Origin of the sequence: Haloactinospora alba (genome assembly GCF_006717075.1) — a bacterium.
GTDB lineage: Bacteria > Actinomycetota > Actinomycetes > Streptosporangiales > Streptosporangiaceae > Haloactinospora > Haloactinospora alba.
Genome location: NZ_VFQC01000001.1, coordinates 448,542 through 470,921, shown reverse-complemented (window position 1 = coordinate 470,921; position 22,380 = coordinate 448,542). Strand labels below are relative to the sequence as shown.

Genomic DNA, 22,380 nt, shown 5'->3' with positions numbered 1-22,380 from the left:
GGCCCCGCGCACGCGGGTACGGTGACGGTGTGACCCCGGGGCCGTAGCCCAACGGCAGGAGGCGGCAGGCTTAGGACCTGTACAGTGCGGGTTCGAATCCCGCCGGCCCCACAAGACCCTTTCCGGTCCCCGCGCCAGCACTGCCCGCGGCACGGCCGCGCGGAGCTCCCAACGGAGACGGCCCGCGAGGAGCCATAGATACTAGTTCCCGGTCCGTGTCGCGTCGCAGGTCGAGCGCCTTCAACGGTGACGGCCTTCGAGAGGCCGTGGATACCGCGTTTGTTGCTGATCGGACGGCCGACAGTGGTCGACCTTCAACGGTGACGGCCTTCGAGAGGCCGTGGATACGTCGCCGTCGTCGACGGCGTCGCCCGGAGCCTTGGCCCTTCAACGGTGACGGCCTTCGAGAGGCCGTGGATACGGCGGCCTCGGCGAGCTGGTCGTTGGTGGTGCGGTACCTTCAACGGTGACGGCCTTCGAGAGGCCGTGGATACCTTCCGTGGAATCCTGCAGGATTCCGGTTGGCTTCGACCCTTCAACGGTGACGGCCTTCGAGAGGCCGTGGATACTGGACGTCATGAGGGCGAGATTCGCTTCGTCCTTGCCCCTTCAACGGTGACGGCCTTCGAGAGGCCGTGGATACGAGGCTCAGCGACCCGCTCAGCAGCCCCGGGATCCTTCAACGGTGACGGCCTTCGAGAGGCCGTGGATACTCCCGCTGTTCCGCGACTTTAAGCGCGCGGGCTACCTTCAACGGTGACGGCCTTCGAGAGGCCGTGGATACGATGCGACGACGCCAGTAACACCGACATAGAGGACCTTCAACGGTGACGGCCTTCGAGAGGCCGTGGATACACCGGCCTGGTTGGTGTGGTCGTCGGTGTGGACCTCCCTTCAACGGTGACGGCCTTCGAGAGGCCGTGGATACGCGACACCATGACACCACGGAGCAGGCGCCCCACCCCTTCAACGGTGACGGCCTTCGAGAGGCCGTGGATACGTCGTGGACTACATGCAGCTCATGCAGACCCCCGGCCTTCAACGGTGACGGCCTTCGAGAGGCCGTGGATACACGATGAGAACGAAGGGACGCCAATGCCAACGGCTCCAGCGCCTTCAACGGTGACGGCCTTCGAGAGGCCGTGGATACGACACCCTCATCTTCGGGCTCGACTTCAACGGCGGCCTTCAACGGTGACGGCCTTCGAGAGGCCGTGGATACTTCCGGGCGCATGACCATTGTGCGTGCCAGCCGCCTTCAACGGTGACGGCCTTCGAGAGGCCGTGGATACTAGTCGGCCTTGTCATTATGCATTTTGACACGATCCTTCAACGGTGACGGCCTTCGAGAGGCCGTGGATACGGCAGATGACCAGGGAAAACGCAAGTAAGGGGCCGAAAGACAGCCTCTACACTCCACATCTCTGACCGTTTTGCCCCAGATTGTGCTTGGGAACCTCCCCGGGAACCGATGACCACTCCCGGTTCGCGGCACTGTCACACCCGCACCTCCCACACCATCCACAACAGACCACCACCATACTCACACCACCCGCACCGACACAGGCACCAACGGCCCCGCCGACTTACCACCCGGAACCGGGCGGCGCTGCGCCGCGCCCACGGTCATCACCCCCAACGGCGCCATGTTCGCGCGTCGCACCACCACCTCGCCGGAACTGTCAGTATCCGCCCGGGGACGCACTCCCGGATGCCCCAACAGCGCGCGTATCGCGGGCTCGTCGAGCGTCTGCTGCCACACCGGCCACACCATCACCCGCTGCCGGCGCAGCCGGTACCACAGGGTTGCCACGGGCCCGCGCGCGTCCCCGGTCAGGCCCAACAGGGGAAGGGCGTGGGTCGCCAACCAGGTGGCGCCGGGCACCCCCGCCGGTGTGGACTCCCCGCTGGGGAGGTCCCCGGCGGTGCGGATGGCGCGGTGGTCGAGGTACTCGCCGGTGTAGCCGGGGACGCGGCGCCACCCGGCCAGGGCCTGGTACAGCCGCTCGTTGCCGGCGCGGATCTCCTCCAAGGGGAACTTGAAGAAGGTCGCGGCGGTCTGGCGCCCGGCCGGGGCCATGAACGGAGTAAGGGCCGCGCGTCCTTGGTTGTCCTCGGCGAGGTCGGTGAGGATCACCGACAGCCACCGCCGCACGGTCCGCTGCTGGGCCTCGTCGGCGGCCGTGTCCGTGGCGGTGCGCACGAGGTCGGGAACCCGGCGGGTGGGCACCCTGAGCGGGTCCCCGCCCGATCCCGAGGACTGCTGCGGGGGCCACTCCGGCGGCGCCGCGGGGAGCAGGTGGTCGGTGCCGATACCCACGGCGATGGTGTGCAGCTCTTCGGCCACCGCATCCAGGTCGGGCAGGTGACTGGACAGATGGGCCGTGGCGCGCAGGGGATCGAACCCCAGGCCGACGGGGCCACCGGTGTGTTCGGTGAGCAGCCGTACCGTGCCCAGGGCGGCGAGGAAACCCAGCGGGTCCCGGCCGTCGAGGGCGGGAAGCTCGACGGTGTGACGGGGTGTGCTCGCGGACCGGCTTCCGGGTCCGGGAAGGCGGGGTATGGCCGGGTGCTGTGCTGTGGTGACGGGGTGGCCGGCCGAGCACCAGATGTCGGCCATGCGCACCACGGTCTCCAGCAGTGCCAGGCGCCACACCCCGTAGTTCCGTTGGAGGCGCTCGAAACGGGCGGGCTGGTGCCAGTCGGTGACCTCACCGGTGTTGAACGGTGTTCCGCCGTCCGGATCGGGGACGGCCGCCGGGTCCGGGTCCGTTACCGGTGTGACCAGGGGCCGGGCGCGGCCGTGGTGGGAGGCGACCAGGTGCAGCACCAGCTCGCGGTCGACGTCGTAGTTGCCGCGTTCGAGGTGGGCTGCGGCGATGCGGGCTGACAGGGCCTCGTGGCGCATGCCGGGCGGGTATCCCGAACGCGCCAGGGCATGGCGGAACGCGGCCGGGTCGTCGGGGTTCATCCCGGACTTGGCCAGCACGGGCGCCCCGCCGAGCGCGTGCGCTGGCAGGCCGTGCAGCATGGCCTGGAACCGGGGGTCGCGTTTCCCCTGGTCGTGGTGGCGGGCGGCCAGCCACACGGCGTGGGTCTCCCCGTCGTCCAGGCCGATATTGCGGGCGAACTCGGCGGCCTGCCGGGCGACCGCGTCCTGGTGAGTGTCCAGTTCCACCGGAGTGTCAGCGGTGGAACTGGAGGAGGTGTCGTCGTCGCCGGCGAGAGCGGCAGCGCTCGCGGACAGCACCACCCCGGATTCGGAGTCGGGGACCGGGGAGACGCGCAACCGGCGGTCGCGGGCGGCCGTGGTGAGCCGGGCCAGGTTCTCCAGCAGGCGCCGGGTCCGGTCCAGGTGGGTGCCCTCGGGACGGGGCGGGTCGTGGCTGGTGAGCGCGGCGGCGAAGTCCTCCGGTGTCGGGGGTGCGGCATCCTCGGAGTCCTGGTCGTCGAGGGTGGCGAGCAGGTCGTCAAGGATGCGGTGTGCCCGCTGAGCCTCGTGCGGCTGTGGAATGTCCGGCTCCTCGGACTCGGGCGGGAGGAGCGTGCGCAGGCGGTGGGTGAGGCGGACCTGGGGGCGCCCGCGGCGTCCGGCGAGGTCGGCTACGTCCAGCACCGGGGTGCGGCTGGCGGGGTTCCAGCCGTGGTCGTCGCATCCGCCGTAGCTGCTGGGCAGCACCACCACGTCACCGGGACGCACCGCGGCGAGGCGGACGACGGCGACGTCGTCCCGGCCGCGGTAACGCACCACCGGAGTGTCCCCGCCGGTTCCGTCGGCGGTGCCGGATGCGGTTTCGAGGTCGGCGAGGTCGGGCTGTTGCTGCGCCTCGGCCCAGCGGGTCACGGCCGCCACCGGCAGGTTCAGCATCTCCTCGGCGGCTGGCGGTAGTGCCTGCAGGCGCTGGCGGACCGAGGAGAGAGCGGGAGAGGTCTCCTCACCGTCGCCCGGCCCGGTGAGGGCGGTGGTGAGGTCCTCGCGGGTGATGTCGGCGCGCCAGAGGAGCTGGATGTCGGGATCGCGGGTGTCCCGGCCGTGCAGGTAGGGCGCCACCGGCGGGTCGGGGTGGGGCCGCGGGGACGTGTTGGTCCAGGCGCGCAGGGTGTTCTCCCACAGTTGCGGCACCAGGGGGTCGGGGCCGACCAGCGTGTCCCGCTCGTCCTTGTTGAGCTGGGCGAGCAGCTCGCGCAGCCGCACCGGGGAGGCGTCGACCGGTGCGGGGAGGTCGGCGGTGTCGCAACGGGTTCTCGCGGTGGGGCGCAACGGTTCGGCCTGCCGGGTGAGCAGGTTCCAGGTGGCATTGCGGGCCGGACCGTAGACGGGGTCGTCGTCGCTGGTGGCGGGGTCGTGGACCACCACCGCGGGAAACTCCCGGCCCGGGGCGCGGCGTTCGGGGGCGCGGCCCAACCGGCCCAGGCGCTGGGTGAGGGCGGTCACCGACGCGGACTCGGTGACGAGCGCGTCAGCGTCGATGTTGGCTCCCACCTCCACCGTCTGGGTGCTCACCACGTGGCAGGGGCGGCCGCTGGACGTGTGGTCCCGGTGGTCGAGCAGGAACCGGTGGGCGCTGCCCGCAAGGACATACTCGCGGTCCAGGGGTCGGCTGCGGCCGGTGAGCAGCACCCGGTCCTCCTCTGCGACGCCGTCGCGCCCCAGGGCGTCGAACACGGCGCGGGCGCGGGCGACGGTGTTGCACACGCTGAGTACCACCCGCCCGGAGTCGGGCGGGGCGAGTTCCCGGGCCCAGCCGGCGATCTGGTCCACCACGGCCGCGCCGGACCGGGACGGGGGCACCTTGGGGTGGACGAGGTGGAGTCCGCGGGGGGCGTGCAGGCGCGCTCCGGCCACCGGGTGCTGCCCGTCCGCGTCGGTGGTGGTGTGGGTGCGGGCATCGTGCTGCCGGCGGGTGGTGGCTGACATCGCCACCACCCTCGGGCGGTCCAGGCGCCCCGACCCGCCGGCGTGGCCGGTGACGGTACCGAGAGCGCTCAGGAAGGGGCGGGACAAGTGGGCCTCGTCGCAGATGACGAGGCTGTCGGTCCCCACCAGGGCGGCGTCGATGGGGGCGAGATTGGGGCTGAGCCCGTAGCCGCGCATGAGGAGCCGCGAACCGATCTGGTCGACGGTTCCCACCACGACGGCGTGCCGGTCGGGGCGTTCGACCCACCGCCAGGACCAGGTGGTGCCGCCGCGCATCCGCGCCACCTCCAGCCCTCTCTGGCTCTGCTCGTCGTCCCCGGGTCGGGTCAGCCTCCCGGCGACCCGACCCACCACCGGTGGGTGGGATGCGGGGTCGTTGAGGGCGGCGGCCAGGCGTTGGGCGTGGTCGTAGGCGTCGTCGACGACGAGGCGCCGGTCCACGACGAAGAACACGCGGCGTCGTGCTTCAGGGGCGTCCGCGGCCGCGGCGAACACGGCGATGTCGATCGTGGAGGTCTTGCCCAGGCCGGTGGGGACGTCGATGGTGTCGGGCCAACCGTGCCCGTCGAGCACCCGCCGGGCCAGATCCTGTTGCCAGGGCAGCGGCTCGTGGCCGTGCACCGCGGTGTAGAAGACGGAGAACGTCTCCGCGTCCAGTGTCGTCACGTGTCCTCCCCGTGGTCGGTGGTGTTGGCGGTGGGCGGCCCGGTGGGGGCGAACAGTCCCAGGCCCAGGTACCGCAGCGACCCGGCCACCACCGGCCCGTGCACCGGTTCGGCGAAGGCGACACGGGCGTGGAGGAGTTTGCGGCGCGGCCGGTCGGGCGGGAAGGTACCCGCTGCTGGCCGCTGCGGCGCTCCGGCCAGCAGCGGGGAATCGGAGACGGTGACGCCCGCGGGTTCCGGATAGCCCGCTGTGGTGAGGCACCGGGCGACGTGGTGCGCGAGGTCGCTGTTTCGGCGGGTGTAGCGGTCCAGCATCACTGGTGTAGCTGTGGTCCAGTGGCGTGTTCCGGCCCGTCCGGCCGACCAGTAGGCGGGGGTGAGGCGGGACGGGCGGGAGGGCCAGGGTTCGTAGGTCAGGTCGAGACGGCCGGCTCTTCCCATCCGCACCTGGATGTTCCTCTGCGGATCGGCGAGGGCGCGGCGTAGTTGGGCCGCGGCGTCGTGGTCCAGGTCGCGCGGCAGCAGCAGGCCCGCACCGAGTATGTGCCCCTGGGCCTTCTCGTGGCCGACGTTCGGCAGCCCGAGGTAGGCCACGTGGCCGCGCCCGGGGGTGGTGTGGCCGGTGATCTGGGATGCGGCGTCGTCTCCCAGCAGGCTCAGCACCGTGTCACGCAGGGCGCTGGTGACGCGCAGCAGCTCGGTTCCTTCCGGCCGCACGGTGCGGGGCGGCAGGGAGAACGCCAGCATGGTCGTGAACGGTCCCCCGGCGGACGCGGGAGTCTCGGTGGGGTCGGTGGCCTCGGCCTGACGGACGTAGGGCACGGTACGGGACTCCTCCCAGGCGCGCCGCCCCTCGGCGAACGCCGCGTCCAGCGCGTCCAGGTATCCGGGGTAGCACACGCGCAGTTCTGCGGCACCGGGCGTGTCCAGGCGGGCGGGAGTGTAGGTCTCCCACCCGTCCCGCGGGGTGGGGGTGGTGTGCACCCGCAGCGCGGCCGGGTTGGAGGCCCGCCCCAGGTAGGGGACGTTCCACGCCAGTTCGCCCAACACTTCCGCCGTCCGCTGGGGCGGGTCGGCGTCCTCCCACACCACGGCGAAGGTGTCGCCCGTCGGCATCCCCGTGGTGCGGGAGCGTTCCACGGCGGTGCGGCCGGGCCAGTGGTGGCCGCCCTTCCTCGCGGTCTTGTTTGTGACCACGTAGCCGGCGGCGGTGGTCTCCTCCTCCAGCGGCGGCGCCCACACCTGCGGAGGCGGCTGTTGCTCCAGCCAGCGCAGCGCCTCGCGTTCGGAGTCGCCGCGTGCGGCGGCGACCAGGGCGTTGAACAGCCGCGCGGGGTGCGGGGGCCATTCCGCCCGGTCTCCGCGCGGGGTCGCGGCCTCGTAGCGTCCGGTCAGTAGTCGGGTTTCGATGACCAGTGCCATGGCGCTACTCCGCCTCGCCGTACTCGGCGCGGGTCAGTGAGTAGTCGATGGCCTGGGCGAGGCCCGGTTGCGGCGCCAGGGGGACGGTGTCGGTGCTCATGGTGATGCCGGCTCGGGCGGTTCGCTCACGCAGTTCGTGGAAGCATGCGATGGCCTGCTCGGCCGACACGTCCATTGGTTCGGACTCGGCACCGCCCTCGAGGGTGAGCTGCTGGTGGGTGCGCACCAGGTCGCAGCCGGAGCGCAGCCACAGCGACGGCGCGTCGAACGCCAACCGGTCCCCGGCGAGAGCCAGCGCCAGCAGGGTCGCGCGCGCCAGTCGGGCGGCCTCGTCGCTGGCGTCGCCGAACCGCAGGTTCGCCAACCCCGACAGTGACAGCCACCCGCTGCGCCGTGCCTCACTGATGGCGACGCCGCCGTGGGCCGGGCTGGGTGCGATGTTGCCGTGTCCCAGTTCGCTGAGTCTCTCCCCCTGCTTCTTCTCACCGGTGGGGGTGAACTCCCAACCTCCCTGAGAGGTGTGTTTGACCGCGCCGCTGAGGTTAAGCGGGTCCATGCGCCCGCTCGCCCGCTCCCCCTTCTCGGGTTCCAGCCCGAACACTGTGGCGGAGTAGAACCGCGGGATCTTCACTCCCCTGCCTTTGCGGTGCGAGTCCCATCCGCCGAACACCAGGGACTCCGGGGAGTACTCGAACAGGGGGCGCACGTCGGTGGCCGTAGTGGACCGAAGCCTCCGGCCGATCTCGGTGTTGTCGAACTTCACCCCGTCGATCTGGCTGTCCCGCAGGTAGGCGTCGGCGAAACGGTGCGGGAACTGCAACGAGGTCAACCGCACTGGAATGCCGTCCGATGCGGTGGTGGTCAGTTCGAACAGCGGAAGCTGGATCCGCCCGGCGTCGCGGGCGTCCAACAGGGCGGTCTCGACCCGGTTCGCCTGGCTGGGCACCTGGTCCAGCACCACCACGTCGCACGGCTCCCCGTCCACACGCCGCTTCTCGAACAGGTACGGCGGTTCCTCCGAACGCCCGTCGGTGGGGAACGAGGGCGGGAACACCTTGCTGTCGTCCGGCGGGACGTATCGCGTGTACGTCGTGACCCCGGCATGGGTACGTTCCGGCCCTACAGCGTTGAACAGGAGTTCTGACAAGTCCGGCACGGGAGGCTGCTCCTTCTATCCGTCGCGATCATCCCCTGCGAGGTCTCACAGGGGATGTGCCATGCGCGCGGAACAGTACTAGCTACCGGTGACACTGGACTGACAGTACGCAGCCCGTCAGAAGCTAGCAGTGTCTAGGCTGTTGAGGTAGCCATCAGGAACGTGGCCAGGGTGATGACGCACCCTACTACCGGCAGGACTACCACTAGCCAGAAGAACGCTTTGGCGCTTATCTGGACATTGGGCTCCTGACGGCTACACAGATAGCGCTCAACACCATCCAATTCGTGCTCCAACCTCTGGGGGGTGTCGGCTCGACTTGGCCGTGGATACTGTCATAAAGATGACATCATCGCAAAAACTATACTCTAGAGGGACTGCTTATTTCGCTGCAATGAAGATAGTGGCTCAAGTGGACACTGAACGATGTATGTTACCCATAGGCTGACCGTCCACGTTGAAGGATCGCAGCGAAATAAGCAGTACCAAGCATCAGGGATGTTCTACGGTCGGCCTTCTATCCTCACTGCTTGGGGGTACTTCACCTCAGGCCCCTAATGAGTAGGAACCGTTCCACCGGACTTCTCCCCGGTCAGACCTTCCCTCACTGGCCGGGGCCAGGTGGCTAAGCCGTAGGAGATCAGGACCCACAGTGCCACTGACAGCAACCCAGTATCCCGTACTCCATCACGGCATCGGGGCACCGCCAGCCGCCCAGATAAACGCGGCTCCCTGTCTCATGAGTAGCCACACAACTCCTGGATGTCGATAGCCAATCCGGGACTCCCCAACGGCACACCATCCGTTTCCGGCTGTCCCCGAACGCTGCCGGTCACGGCGGAATGCCCGGTAACGGGACCCCGAGACCCCGCGCGTACGTCGGAAACCCCGAGGGCGGCCGCCCTCGGGGCCTCGTAGACTCGCCCGCCATGGAGGCAGACTGGGAGAGCGGGATGGTCACCGTCCCGTCGGGACGAGTGACGCTGTCGGACCGCCGGACACGGCGCAGTTGGCCGGTCGACCTCGCGTCGTACCGAATCGGGGCGTATCCGGTAACCCGAGCGCAGTACGGGGAGGTAACGGGACGAGAGCCGGGCGCGCACGACTCCCGGTGCCCCGTCGGGGAGGTCTCGTGGTGGGACGCGGTCCGGTTCTGCAACCAGCTCTCCCAGCGTGAGGGGAGGCGACGCGCCTACCGCCTCCATACTGATACCGAGAGTGTCGAGTGGGACGCGTCAGCCGACGGCTACCGGCTGCCGAGCGAAGCCGAGTGGGAGCACGCCTGCCGGGCCGGGACGACAGGTCCGCGGTACGGGGAACTCGACGAGATCGCGTGGTACCGCGCCAACTCGGACGAACGGCCGCACGGGGTGGGCGGAAAGCGGCCCAACGGCTGGGGCCTGTACGACACCCTCGGCAATGTCTGGGAATGGTGCTGGGACATCTACGACGCCGAGGTCTACGGTCCTTATCGGGTACTGCGCGGCGGCGGATGGTTCGACGAGCACTGGAGCTGCCGGGCCTCGGTACGCCGCCGCAGCCACCCCACGCTGCGGATCGACGATGTGGGGTTCCGCGTCGCCCGCTCCCTCTGAGGTTTGTGTTTCCCACCCGATGTTTTCGTCCTCTTAGTCCACAAGAGCACCGTTCTGTCCGGATGGGGAACTCGCCCCGCTTCCAGACACCCATCGATCGGAATGACGCTCCGCTCACCCCACGCGTGAATGAAGCAATTCACCTGGCCAACTCCCCACGCAGCCGGGGAGCGCAAACCAGTCTATGTTCCGATACTCCGGCGTAAATTCGGACCTCGATCCCAAGAACGACTCACGCCGACACCGATGCGCTCCACGAAGAACCTCCCCACGCAAAAATACGAGGCCGCAACGGATACGCACCAGCCATGACCTGCATGGAAGAACTGAACGTTGCAACAACAAACCAAATATTATTACCACCTCTTTTCACACAGAAAAACTCCAATACACACGCCACACACGACTAAACTCACCAACACGAAAAACAACCACAGAAACTTCTGTGTAATCACAAATAAATATACGCACCCCCAGAAACAACAAACACTCCAAACAGGAAAAAATATGTTTCCCTGAGAGAGGGACGAAAAGAGTATCTGGAGCTTCTTGAAAATAGCTCCCCTGGGGAAACAACCAGGAACCCTTTCTTCACGAAGCCGGGACCTTCCTGTTGTTCTTCGGGACTCACGGCCGAGCCCGAGGAGGAACCGTGAATGACCAGTTCAGTCAGCACGCGCACATGTACGACGCGATGTGGCATTGGCCGTTCAGACAGGGGGTGGAGAGACCGACCATCGCTCATCTTGTCGGCGACGTCACCGGCGCGAGGATCCTCGACCTCGGCTGCGGTGCGGGAATCTACTCACGGTGGTTGAGGAAGTGCGGCGCTGACCGTGTCGTGGGCTTGGACCGTTCCGCCGGCATGCTCGCCTACTGCCGAGAACAGGAGACGCGTGAGCCGCTGGGGATCGAGTACACCGACCAGCTCCTCAGGAGCATGGAAGGAGCCTTCGACCTGGTCCTGGGAGTCTATGTCCTTCCGTACGCGGCCACGAAGGCCGAGTTGGCAGCCCTGTGCCAGGAAGCCGGATCCGCGCTCCGGGAAGGAGGCCGCTTCCTCACCCTTCCCATCAACCCCGCGTACCACAGCGGACCGGAATACTACGCGAAATACGGACTCCGGATGCTGACTCCCAACCCTCGAACGGACGGATCCCAGGTCCGAGTCGAACTGTCATGGCCGCCCTATACGGAGACCCTCACCGCCTACTACTGGACGGCCGAGAGCCTGGAACAGACCCTGGTCGCATCCGGCTTCGGGGATATTCGGTGGCGACACCACCACACCGCGCCGCACCACGAAGCCGACATACCGGCCAGTTTCTGGGACGACTACATAAACGTGCCGCACGCGTCCATCATCGACTGCACACGGCAGCGCGGATCCCAGCCACAGGCACAACGCCAGAGCACCCGCGCCTCCGGGAGGAAGCCAGAGCACTCGTCCCTGGCGGATCCCGCATCTGACCACTGGACAGTGACACACCCCTCCTCGGACAGCATCCCTGACGAGGAGTGGAACACGCTCCTCAGCTCGGACGGTTTCTACCAATCCCTCCCATGGATAAAGGGAGTGGAACGCGCCCACGAAACCACCCCCATCATCACTGTTCGGGGGAACAGTGGCTTACGGCGCAACGACCAGCAGGACGACCAGCGTTTCTGCTTGCGGGAACTCATGAGCGGGCTTCCCGGTGACTGGGAGGAACCATACCTGTGGGGTGGTGTCAGGCGGTGCACGTACAACAGTCTCCTCGTGGCCTCCGGACCGCTCCGCCGAGAGACGGTGCGGGCCCTGTCCGACACAGCACGCTCCACCGCTTGGGAAGCAGGAAAACAGGGTGTCGTAATCCCCTATATGCCACTCGCCGACGCCCAGGAACTCGCGGACGCTCACCCCGAGTCCCATGCCGTGCTACACAGCGCCGACGCGGGAGTATGGATCGATCCCCAAGGGTGGCAGGGCGTACAGAGCCGCCTCCCAGCCAAGGACCGCCGACGCCAGCGCTCCGAGATGCGCCACTACACGTCCAACGGAGGTGAGGTCACGTGGGAGCGCATGACGCCGGCGCTGGTGCGTGAAATCGCCCCTCTCATCGCGAACACACGAACCAAACACGGTCGGGCCGAGCACGAAGAACGCGTCCTGCACACGTTTGAGGCCCAACGCCGGTCAGGGGTACTCGGTTCCGCCGTCGCCTGCGTCAGCCGCCATGGGGGCGAGATCACCGCTGTCACCGTCTGTTACCAGTTCGCAGACCGGCTACACGCACGCTACTTCGGAGCCGACTACAGTCGCAGGGACACCCGGTTCGACTACTTCGTAACTGGTTACTACGAACCCATCGACCACGCGGCCCGGTCGGGAGCAAGGTTCTACCACCTCTCGATAGAGGCACTCGAAACAAAGGTCCGCCGCGGGGCGACATTGTTCCCGCTCGCCGCAGTCGTCGGGACATTCGGACCCTCACCGCTGACGCCGGAAACAGTTTCCGCACACAATTCCAGATTCGTTCGTTCATACCGAGAGCATTTCTCCCGAAGACCTTATGCGCTGGACGACCGCTGGAAGGACGCGCTTTCCCCGAACACTCCCTGAGCACGACTGCCCCAGGGGCGGAAAGGACGAGATATGATCCATCTCGTATACACATTCGAACCGACAGAATACGCCAGAGCGAATATGACGGAGTTCTGGGAGTGGATCCGCGAACGACAGGACTGGTTCTACAACGGGATCGAAGAGGTGCTTTGCACCCGATGGTACGTATGCACCGTCGGAGCGAACGTACATTCCATCGAACACCACGTGAGTTTCGCTGACGAGGCGAGCTGGGGATCCTACAGGGCCGAACTCAAACGGAGGTCCAACGACAAGGAGTGGGAAGCGCGCCGCTGTGAACAGGAAAAATGGTGGTATATCCGCGATGCCAGGCTACTCGGCGACGCCCCAGTGCCCTCGATCGGATACGACCAGGACTCCTAGATGGTTAGCATCTTCATCGAAAAGGTACTTATAGAATGCTGGAAAACAACTCATCAAAACAACGGGTTCATTCGCTGCTCAACCACGGAAAATTCGTCACCCTCGCCACATCCGGCCCCGAAGGTGCATGGTCCTCACCAGTCAACTATGTTGTTCTGTACCAACCCCTGCGGCTTCTCTGGTATTCGGCATGGGAAGCGGCCCATTCCCGGTACCTGCGAAGCGACCCGCGGGTGAGCGGAGCGATCTTCCGCACCGGACTCGACGGCCCCACCCCTGGTCTGGACGGTCTCCAACTGACCGGTACCGCAACCGAAGTACAGGACCAGCTTGTTCCCGGTGTTCATGCCCTCTACTACGAGCGCAACTTCCCCGACGAGAAGACCCGCACCCAATGGATGCTTCCGGAGAGCGAGTTCAGCGGTGCGGGGGGCCGACGGTTCTACATACTCACCGTGGAACAGGTGTGGCTCTTCGATCTGGAACGCTGGGTACTGGACAAATACGACCAGCGGTTCGCCGTTGCGGAATCAGCATGGCCCTCCCACCCAATGGACGAGGGTGTATAGCACTGGCACACGGCGTCACAAGGACATGCTGGTGTCTGGACAGCTCCTCCGCCGGCAGGACGTTCCTCTCCTTCTCGGCCGGTTCGCGGTCTCCTCAACGTTGGTTACATCCCGATAGGGGGTCTGAAAGGTTCCGAACCAGCTCGGAAAGCAGACCACCTGACGGTCCGCAAATCTGTTCCCACCATCGGAGAGATCCTCTTGCCAGGGCCGTCATCAACTCCCGCCCGGATCCGACAGGCAAGGAACGGGGCAGAACCGGTGAGACAGACGGGAAGGAGTTCCGTCCGTCCGGCCGGAGTGCTCGTCCGCCGTTCGGGCCGTACCCGCCAGGCGGCCCTGAGGCCTGTCTCCGCCGGGGTCAGTAGTACACCCCCACCAGCGAGCCGCCGATCCGTTCCACGCGGACCTCCAGGTCGAACACGTCCCGCAGGACCCCGGTGGTCATGATCTCCTCCGGAGGCCCGGAGCGGGCGATCGCGCCGGCGCGCATGGCGATGATCCGGTCGGCGTAGGCCGAGGCGAAGTTGATGTCGTGGATGACGAGCACGATCGTCTTGCCGAGCGTGTCGGCGGCGCTGCGGATCTGGCGCATCATCGCCACGGCGTGCTTCATGTCGAGGTTGTTGAGCGGTTCGTCGAGCAGGACGTAGTCGGTGTCCTGGCACAGCACCATGGCGACGTAGGCGCGCTGGCGCTGGCCGCCGGAGAGCTCGTCGATGAAACGGTCCGCGAGGTCGTACAGGTCCAGGAACCCCAGGGCGGCCTCCACCCGGGCGTGGTCCTCGGCGGTCAGGCGCCCTCCGGAGTGCGGGTAACGCCCGAAGGACACCAGGTCCCGCACGGTCAGGCGGGTCGTGAACCGGTTCTCCTGGCGCAGTATGGACAGGCGTTTGGCCATGACCCTGCCCGGTGCCGTGGCCGTGTCGAGCTCGTCCACGGTCACCCGGCCGCCGTCGGATGCGAGGAGGCGGCCGATGATGGTGAGCATGGTCGACTTGCCCGCCCCGTTGGGGCCGATGATCGCGGTGACCCCGCCGCGCTCGATGCGCAACGAGACACCGTCGAGGACGGTTTCGGTCCCGTAGCTCTTGGTCAGGTCGGTCAGCTCGATCAACGCGCGGCCTTTCGCAGTAGGAGGTACAGGAACAGCGAGCCCCCGGTGAACTCGATGACGACACTCAGGGTCCCGGCGTGTCCCAGGAGGTACTCGAGGACGAACTGCCCGCCGACCAGGGTGCACAGTCCGACGAGGAACGCCACCGGCAGGACGTAGCGGTGCTCGTGCCGCCCCGCCACCTGGTAGGCGAGCGTCGCCGCCATGAACCCGAAGAACGTCAGCGGACCGACGAGCGCGGTGGAGGTCGCGACGAGCAGGGCCACGAGCACGAGCAGGATCCGAGCGGCCCGGGTGTGGTCGACCCCCAGGTTCACGGCCGCGTCCCGACCCAGGGCGACCACGTCCAGCATCCGGTGACGTCGCCACACGTACACGCCGACCGCGGCCGCCACCCCCGCGGCCCAGGGGAGGATCTCGGGATCGGCCCGGGTCAGGCGGGCGAGGAGCCGGGTCTGCAGCGCGGTGAACTCGTTGGGGTCCAGCAGGCGCTGCATCAGCTGGGACAGGCTGGTGAACAGCACCCCGAACACGATTCCCACGAGCAGGGTCAGGTGCAGGCTGCCGATCCCGCCGGTGAACAGGCGGTTGAACAGCAGGACGGCGAACAGCACGAGGAGCGCGGCCTGGGCGAGGAACGCGGCGGCCGGCGGCAGCGCGCCCAGTCCGGCGAGGCCGAAGGCGAACACCAGGCAGGTCTGTACCAGGACGAACAGCGCCTCCATACCCATGATGGAGGGGGTGAGGATGCGGTTGTCGGTGACCGTGTGCAGCAGGACCGTGGAGACGGCTCCGGCGAAGGCCACGAGGACCATCGTGGCAACGACGGTGGAGCGGCGGCTGGCGACGTAGGCGATGTCACCCGAGACTCCGAAGGTCAGGTAGGCGAGGACGCACACGAGCGCGACCGTCGCCAGAACCGTGATCCGGAACGGCGCGGGCATCGACCGGAGGCGTGGCAACCGCCCGCTCCCGGCACGGGGTGGGGAGTGGTCAGCGGAGTCCATGGGCGCTCCCTCGCAACAGCAGGGTCAGGAACACCGCGGCCCCGACCACGCCGAGGACACTGCCGACGGGGATCTCGAACGGTGGGCGGATGGTCCGGGAGACGATGTCGCACAGGACCAGCACTCCCCCGCCCAACAGGCACACCCAGGGAACGCCCCGGCGCACGTGGTCGCCGACGGTCATGCTGACCAGGTTGGGCACGACCAGGCCGAGGAACGGCAGCGACCCGACGACGGTCACCACCGCCCCGCTGATCACGGCCACGATGCCGACTCCCAGGGCCATGACGGCGCGGTGGTTCAGACCGATGCTGACGGCGATGTCGCGGCCGAGCCCCGCGACAGTGAGACGGTCGGCGACCAGGTAGGCCACCAGGGCCAGGAGGCCGACCAGCCACAGCTGCTCGTAGCGTCCCTGCATGACACCGGAGAAGTCCCCCGACTGCCAGGTGCCCAGCGTCTGCAGCAGGTCGTTGCGCAGCGCGATCCAGGTCGTGACCGCGCTGATGACGGCCCCCAGCATGATGCCGACGAGCGGGACGATCAACGACGACGTCCACGCGACCCGTCGCAGGATCCCCAGGAACAGGGCGGTTCCCAGCAGCGCGGCCAGGCACGCGGCGCTCATCCGGGCCCACAGCGGAGCTCCGGGGAAGAGGATCGTCATCAGCAGAATGCCCAGCGCGGCCGACTCGGTGGTCCCGGCCGTGGACGGCTCGACGAACCGGTTGTGGGTGAGCATCTGCATGATGAGTCCGGCGACGCTCATAGCGGCGCCGGCCAGCAGCAGGGCGAGGGTGCGCGGCAGCCGGCTGACGAGGAACAGTCTCCGCGCCTCGGAGGAGTTGAGCAGGGCATCCGGGGAGATGTCGCTGGCGCCGACGAACAGGCTGGTCACGGACAGCGCGAGGACCGCGAGCGCGGTCAGGGCGAGCGCGGGGCGCTCCCCGCCCGCTGGGGCCCGGTTGCTACGCCGGTCCCCAGCGGGGTTCGTGGTTTCGACCGGGGTTCCCACCATGGATCAGGAGAGGGCGTCCTCGACCTGGCCCAGCGCGTTGAGGTGGGCCTGTATACCGCCGACGAGGTACAGCTCCTGGGAGTCGAGGTAGAGGATCTGGTCCTCCTCGGCGGCCGTGGTGCCGTTGACCAGCTCGTTGTCGAGGACCTGCTCGGCGGGGGACGCGCCCTCCTCACCGATGGCGGTGTCGCGGTCGATCACGTACAGCCAGTCCGGATCGGCGTCGGCGAGCGCCTCGAACGACAGCACCTCGCCGTGGCTGCTCTCGTCACTGGAGATCCCCATCGAGGGTTCCAGGCCGAGGTCGTCGTAGAAGAAGCCGAACCGCGACCCGGGCCCGTAGGCGCTGATCTCCCCGGAGCTGGACATGACCAGGAGGCCGTCGCCGGAATCGGCGACCCCTTCGCCGACCTCGGCGACGCGGTCCTCGAGCTCGGTGGTGAGCTCCTTCGCCCTCTCGGAGCGGTCGAAGATCTCGCCGTAGGTCCGGGTCCGGTCGGTGAGGCTGGTGACGGTGTCGGTGCCCAGGCTCATGTCGATCGTGGTGGCGATCTCGGAGAGCTCCTCGGTGGCACCGGAGCTGCGTCCGCCGCTGATGATCAGGTCCGGGTCGAGTTCGGACACCGCCTCGAAGTCGGGCTCGAACAGCGAACCGACGTCGGCGACGGAGTCGTCCTCGGCGTAGTCCGCGAAGAACTCGGGGACCGTGTCGGCGGAGGGGATTCCCGCGACCTCGACCTCCAGCGCGTCCAGGATGTCCAGCTGGGAGTTGTCGAACACGACGACGGTCTCGGGGGTCGCGGGGACCTCGATCTCGCCGTTGGCCGCGTCCACCGTGACGGTCGCCCCGTCATCGGGCGCGTCCTCGTCCGCGGCGCCGGTCGAGCATCCGGCCAGAACCAGCACCGAGACCGAGAGGAGTGAGCACAGGGCAGCAGAGCGTGGGAACACGACGACTCCAGAAGTGTGGGGGAACCTCACCATTCACTTTGGCAAGGCTTGCCTTAATTAGGCAAGTCTAACCTACACTTCGGTCTATCTCCGCAGGAGGCCGGGGGCGGGTTACCGCGCTGAACCGTTCAGGGCACGGCGTGAAGAAGACCGGAACCGTTCGCACGCACCGGCACTGCCGGCGGCCGCGGCCGCCGCACGGCCCGCGCGGTCCGGAAACACCCGCATGGACGCAGTGGACACAGCGTCAGAGGCTGGTCCCGCGCTCCACACGGGCGATAGCGCAGCGAGGTACCGACCTCGCCGCAGCGGTGGAAGACGGACAGTCCCCGGAGGGGCGCTGCCATCCCACACGCGCCGAGAGGCGGGGCGCCCGCGCGGTTCGACGCGGCGTACTGCCCCGGTCCGACGAGCACTGGGGCGAGGCGGTGCGCCTGCGCGGCGAGCACCGCACGCCCTGGTGGGCGCACCACTACGCGTGCCCGCACCCGGCTGGATGGTGACCGCACGGCGACTGCCAGGGCAGCCGCCGCGACCGTACCCTCACCTCATGGCCGGGGCCGGATGGCTCAGCCGCGGGAGATCAGGACCCACAGCACCACTGTCAGCAGTCCCAGCACTCCGCAGGCGACCATCGCAGCGATGGGCAGCGCGCTCCTGTCCCGGTGCCTGCCGGAGTTGGTCAGCCCGAGCGTGTCCGTGGAGTCGCGGATCGACGTCAGCAGCGACCCCATGGAATCGTGGCCGTGCCGCTGCAGCCGCTCCTGCAGCGAGGACATCGACTCCGACATGGACTCCTGCAGCGACGTCCGCAGCACGGACGCCCCCTGCCGGAAATGCTCCCGGGCCGACTCGCGGCCCTCCTCCTCCGCCTGCGGAGGCACCTCGGGCTCGTCCCCGGCGCTCCCGGCGCTCCCGGCGTCGCCAGCGTCGCCGCCGTCCACGGAGGACTCAGCTCGTTCGGGCTCCTCGTCCTCGTCCGCTTCCGGCTCCTGTTCGGCGGCGGGTTCGGGTTCCCGCGCCCACGGGGCCAGAGCGACGCTGCGCATCCGCTTGGTCGCGTCGTCCGCCGACATGCGGTCGTCGGGCTGCACCCGCAGCAGGGCAGCCAGCACCGGCGCGAGCGGCCCGCCGTTGCGCGCCGTGGACGGCTCCTCCAGCTCGTCGCCGCGCAGGATGCGGAGGTAGCCCTTGCGGTCGTAGGGCGGGTAACCCTCGATGGCCTTGTACAGGGTGGCGCCCAGCGCCCACAGGTCCGACTCGGCGCCGACCGGCCCGGCCTTGGCGCGCTCCGGCGGGATGTAGGACGGGGAGCCGATGATCCGGCCGGAGGTGGTCAGGGCGGACTCGCCCGTCCAGGTCGCCAGCCCGAAGTCGGTCAGTACGACGCGGCCGCCCTCGCTGACCATCACGTTCTCCGGTTTGACGTCCCGGTGCACGATCCCCTCGTTGTGGGCGGCCTTCAACGCGTCGATCAGCTGCAGGCCGATCTCGGCGGCCCGCTGGTAGGCCAGCGTTCCCGTGCTCTGCACGATCTCGTCGAGCGTGCGGGCCTCGACGAGCTCCATGACGATCCACGGCCGCTCGTCCTCGTCCACCACGTCGAGGACGGTGACGATACCGGGGTGGGTCAGTCGCGCCGCCACCCGCGCCTCGTGGGTCGTGCGCCGCAGCAGCGAGTCGCGTTCCGACGCGCTCATGTCCGGCGGCAGCCGGAGCTCCTTCACCGCGACCTCACGGTCGAGGGTGAGGTCCGTGGCGCGCCACACGATGCCGACACCGCCGCGCGCTACCTCGTCGAGCAGCTCGTAGCGGCCCTTGAGCACACGGTGCCCGCCGCTGCCGCCGGAGGCGCTGGTACGCGTCTCGTCCGGCGGCGCGCTCGGCCGCTCTGCCTCGGAGTTTTCGATGGGGGACACAGCAGTTTCAGCGGATCAGATCACGGGCCACGTCGGCCTCCTGGGCTCTTGCATTCGGGGTCGCGGCGCTCGGGCCGGATCACTCGTTATATCAGTCCTACGGCGCTCCCGTGCCGGCGGCGGTACCTCAGGAGGTCGCGGCCCCGGCGGCGTGTCGCGTGGACCCGGCCGCGGGTCTTTCCCCTCCCGTCCCTGATTTTGCCACCAGCACGGGTTTCAAACAGGTTCAGCCCCAGAGACTATCGGGCTCACGCACGGTCACGGGGCCGATACCGGTATCCCGCAGCGGCTGTTGCAGGTGCTGGGCGTCGCCCACCACGATCACCACGAACTCCTCCGGACGCAGGTACTGCCGGGCGGCTTGCCCCAGGTCGTCGGCGGTGATGCGTTCGAACCCGGCGCGCATCCGGTCCACGTAGTCGTCGGGAAGGTCGTGCACCACCATCTCGACGAGGGCGCTCGCCAGGCTGCGGGCGGTGGAGTAGGTGACCGGCATCCCCACGGTGTTGGACTCGCGTACGGCCTCCAGCTCCGCCGCGGTGACGCCGCCGCTCTGCAGCTTCTCCGTCTCGGCGATGCTGGCGGTGATCGAGTGGGCGGTGGCGTCGCGCTCCACCTGGGTGCTGACCAGGAACACCCCGCTGTCGCGGCGCAGGTCGAACCGGGATCCGGCGCCGTAGGTGTAGCCCAGGTTCTCCCGCAGCTCCAGGTTGAGCCGGGAGGTGAACATCCCGCCGAGGACGTCGCTGATCCCGTCGGCCTTGGGCAGGTCGACCTCCGAGCGGGAGGGGGCGCGGTGCGCCAGCACCAGGGCCGACTGCACCGAGTCGGGCCGGTCGATCAGCAGCACCCGCGGCACCTCGCCGGGGGCCGGTTCCGGCGGGGTCACCGACGCCTCCGGGGCGGACTCGGCGTCGCCGAACACGGTCGTGCCGAGCTTCTCCAGGTCGACGTTGGCGAGGTCGCCCACCACCACGAGGGTCCCGGCGACGTTGGCGATGTTGCGGGAGTGGAAGTCGGCGACCATCTCCGGTGTGACGTCGTTCAGCCGCACCGGTCCGCCGCTGAGCGGGGTGGCGTAGCGGCCGCTGAAGAGCTGCCCGCCGACGGCGCGCGTCGCCAGGGTGGAGGGCATGGAGGCTTCCAGCCAGAACTGCTCCACGAGCTGGTCCCGGCGGCGCAGCACGTCGTCGCGGAGCAGGGCCGGCCTGCGCACCGCCTCGGCGAACAGGGACGTCGCCTCCGAGATTCGGTTGACGGGGGCGTCCACACCGGTGACGAAGCTGTCCCAGGTGACCCGGGATACCCACTCGGCGCCGTGCCGCTCCAGGGCGGGTGCCAGGGAGCTGTTGCCGTGGATGCCGTCCTCCAGCACCTCGCCGGTGAGCGCCGCGACTCCCATCCGGTCCGGGGGTTCCGCGGCGCCGCCGGCCGGCTGGACGAGGCGGACGGCGGCGTACTGCTGTCCGGGAACGTCGATCGCTACCACGTTGCCGTTGCCGACGCGCAGGCGGCGCGGTTTGGGGAACGTGTAGGGCTGGGGCGACCCGAGGTCGGGGCGGGTTTGGAGGATGCTCAAAGCGGCTCTTTCTCCGGCGTGCGCTGGTCTGTACGGGTGGGACTCGGTGTCAGGCGGGGGCGTGCTCCGCGCCGTCGTCCTGGGCGGCCTCCGGGGCGGCGGGCGGGTCGAACCGGACCACGAGCAGGTTCCGCTGCGTCAGCATCCGCCGGGCGCAGTCCTCGACCTCCTCGGTGGTGATGTCGGCCCAGCGCTGGGGCCAGGTGTAGGCGAGCTCGGGGTCGCCGAACAATTGGGTGCAGCTGCCGATGGCGTCGGCGAGGCCGCTGGGGTGGGACAGGGACTGCAGGTGGTCCCGTTCCAGCACGGCGCGGGCGCGCTCCAGCTCCTCCTCGGTGACGCCCTCGACCATGCCGGCGACCTCCTCCAGAATGGCGGTCTCCAGCTCGTCGCCGCTGACGCCCTCGCGGGCGATCATGTTGATCAGCAGGAGGCTGGGCGTGTAGCGGAACGGGAGCACGTCGCCGGCGGCGCCGCCGTCGTCCGTGGCGAGGCCGCGCTCCACCACGAGGCGGCGGTAGAGGCGGCTTCCCTGGCCCTGGCCCAGCACCGCGGCCGCCAGGTTCGCGATGTCGAACCCGCGCTCGCCGTAGGGCGGGATGCGGTAGCCGAGGAACACGGCCGGGGCGGGGACGTTCTCGGTCACGCTGTCGCGGACCGGCCCGCCGATGGGCCCGGAGAGGGAGGCGTCGGGGGCCTGTGCGGGCTCCCGGCGCGCGGGGACGGAACCGAAGTACCGCTCCACCCGGTTGCGCACGTCGTCCGAGTCGAGGTTGCTGACGACGGTGAGGACGAGGTTGTCCGGCCCGTAGTGCCGCTCGTGGAACGACAGGACGTAGTCGAGGTCGGCGGCGTCGAGGTCGGCCATGGAGCCGATGGTGGGATGGTGGTACGGGTGGCCCTCGGGGTAGCCCAGCCGCAGGATGCGTTCCAGGGCGGTGCCGTAGGGGACGTTGTCGTACCGTTGCCGGCGCTCGTTCTTGACGACGTCGCGCTGGTTGTCCAGGACCTCCTGGGTGACGCCCTGGCGCAGGGTCGCCAGCCGGTCGGCCTCCAGCCACAGGGCGAGGTCGAGGGCGTGTTCGGGCACGGTCTCGAAGTAGTTGGTGCGGTCGGTGGAGGTGGAGGCGTTGATGTCCCCACCGAGCCGTTCGACCGCGTCGAAGTGCTCGCCCTTGGCGACGTTCCCGCTGCCCTGGAACATCAGGTGCTCGAACAGGTGGGCGAACCCGGTCCTGCCCGGCACCTCGTAACGGGAACCGACCCCGTACCAGAGGTTGACCGCCGCCACCTGGCCGGTGTCCGCCGGTGCCGTCACCAGGCGGAGCCCGTTGTCCAGGGTGAACTGGCGCACGTTCCCGCTGGCCGTTTTCGTTGTCACCACTTCATGCACCCCTCATGTTCGGCCGTCGTACGGTTGCCGTTCCCGGTGTCTGAGCCTATGTGGTCGGAGGCGCTCACGTGTACGGTTACCG

General features: G+C 68.6%; 14 protein-coding genes, 1 tRNA gene and 1 CRISPR repeat array. Of the genes, 5 read left to right on the top strand and 10 right to left on the bottom strand.

Annotated features, from left to right (window positions below):
- Positions 1–37: 37 nt before the first annotated feature.
- Positions 38–111, top strand: a tRNA-Leu gene (locus FHX37_RS02165).
- Between the two features lie 126 nt (positions 112–237).
- Positions 238–1,363: direct repeats of the CRISPR family, unit length 37 nt; unit sequence CCTTCAACGGTGACGGCCTTCGAGAGGCCGTGGATAC.
- Positions 1,364–1,543: 180 nt separating this feature from the next.
- Here the strand turns inward: FHX37_RS02165 and cas3g are convergent.
- Genes cas3g through cas7g form a run of 3 tightly spaced genes read right to left on the bottom strand, consistent with a single transcriptional unit; the run spans position 1,544 to position 8,161 of the window.
- The gene (cas3g, locus tag FHX37_RS02160; RefSeq protein ID WP_141921792.1) at positions 1,544–5,584 is read right to left on the bottom strand and encodes a type I-G CRISPR-associated helicase/endonuclease Cas3g; all 4,041 of its coding nucleotides are present in this window, start codon (positions 5,582–5,584) and stop codon (positions 1,544–1,546) included.
- Complete coding sequence (gene csb2 / locus FHX37_RS02155) at positions 5,581–7,005, bottom strand: type I-G CRISPR-associated protein Csb2 (protein WP_141921791.1); 1,425 nt, start codon at positions 7,003–7,005, stop codon at positions 5,581–5,583. Before csb2 ends, cas3g begins: the two co-directional genes overlap by 4 nt.
- 4 nt (positions 7,006–7,009) lie before the next feature.
- On the bottom strand, positions 7,010–8,161 hold the full coding sequence (gene cas7g / locus FHX37_RS02150; protein ID WP_141921790.1) for a type I-G CRISPR-associated RAMP protein Csb1/Cas7g: 1,152 nt from the start codon (positions 8,159–8,161) through the stop codon (positions 7,010–7,012).
- 929 nt (positions 8,162–9,090) lie between these two features.
- Between cas7g and FHX37_RS02145 the strand changes: the two genes are divergently transcribed.
- The 4 genes from FHX37_RS02145 (at position 9,091) to FHX37_RS02130 (ending at position 13,314) form a co-directional block, all read left to right on the top strand.
- Complete coding sequence (locus FHX37_RS02145; protein WP_141921789.1) at positions 9,091–9,756, top strand: formylglycine-generating enzyme family protein; 666 nt, start codon at positions 9,091–9,093, stop codon at positions 9,754–9,756.
- Between the two features lie 652 nt (positions 9,757–10,408).
- Positions 10,409–12,358: a methyltransferase domain-containing protein gene (locus tag FHX37_RS02140; RefSeq protein ID WP_141921788.1), complete on the top strand. Its 1,950-nt coding sequence runs from the start codon at positions 10,409–10,411 to the stop codon at positions 12,356–12,358.
- A gap of 33 nt (positions 12,359–12,391) precedes the next feature.
- Positions 12,392–12,745 carry a hypothetical protein gene (locus FHX37_RS02135; RefSeq protein WP_141921787.1) on the top strand — a complete coding sequence of 118 codons (354 nt, stop codon included), beginning with the start codon at positions 12,392–12,394 and terminating at the stop codon, positions 12,743–12,745.
- 35 nt (positions 12,746–12,780) lie between these two features.
- Complete coding sequence (locus tag FHX37_RS02130; RefSeq protein WP_141921786.1) at positions 12,781–13,314, top strand: pyridoxamine 5'-phosphate oxidase family protein; 534 nt, start codon at positions 12,781–12,783, stop codon at positions 13,312–13,314.
- Between the two features lie 361 nt (positions 13,315–13,675).
- Here FHX37_RS02130 and FHX37_RS02125 read toward each other — a convergent pair whose 3' ends face one another.
- From FHX37_RS02125 to FHX37_RS02095, 7 genes are all read right to left on the bottom strand, one after another.
- Positions 13,676–14,431, bottom strand: coding sequence for an iron ABC transporter ATP-binding protein (locus tag FHX37_RS02125; protein WP_141921785.1), 756 nt, complete (start codon positions 14,429–14,431; stop codon positions 13,676–13,678).
- On the bottom strand, positions 14,428–15,438 hold the full coding sequence (locus tag FHX37_RS02120) for an iron chelate uptake ABC transporter family permease subunit (protein WP_141921784.1): 1,011 nt from the start codon (positions 15,436–15,438) through the stop codon (positions 14,428–14,430). Before FHX37_RS02120 ends, FHX37_RS02125 begins: the two co-directional genes overlap by 4 nt.
- The gene (locus FHX37_RS02115) at positions 15,425–16,456 is read right to left on the bottom strand and encodes an ABC transporter permease (RefSeq protein ID WP_141921783.1); all 1,032 of its coding nucleotides are present in this window, start codon (positions 16,454–16,456) and stop codon (positions 15,425–15,427) included. The genes FHX37_RS02120 and FHX37_RS02115 overlap by 14 nt, the downstream gene beginning before the upstream one ends.
- A 3-nt stretch (positions 16,457–16,459) precedes the next feature.
- Positions 16,460–17,407: a siderophore ABC transporter substrate-binding protein gene (locus FHX37_RS02110; protein ID WP_141921782.1), complete on the bottom strand. Its 948-nt coding sequence runs from the start codon at positions 17,405–17,407 to the stop codon at positions 16,460–16,462.
- Between the two features lie 569 nt (positions 17,408–17,976).
- On the bottom strand, positions 17,977–19,326 hold the full coding sequence (locus FHX37_RS02105) for a serine/threonine-protein kinase (RefSeq protein WP_211351721.1): 1,350 nt from the start codon (positions 19,324–19,326) through the stop codon (positions 17,977–17,979).
- Between the two features lie 226 nt (positions 19,327–19,552).
- On the bottom strand, positions 19,553–20,899 hold the full coding sequence (locus tag FHX37_RS02100) for a M16 family metallopeptidase (RefSeq protein ID WP_141924962.1): 1,347 nt from the start codon (positions 20,897–20,899) through the stop codon (positions 19,553–19,555).
- A 55-nt stretch (positions 20,900–20,954) separates the two neighbouring features.
- On the bottom strand, positions 20,955–22,286 hold the full coding sequence (locus FHX37_RS02095; RefSeq protein ID WP_141921781.1) for a M16 family metallopeptidase: 1,332 nt from the start codon (positions 22,284–22,286) through the stop codon (positions 20,955–20,957).
- Positions 22,287–22,380 lie beyond the last annotated feature (94 nt).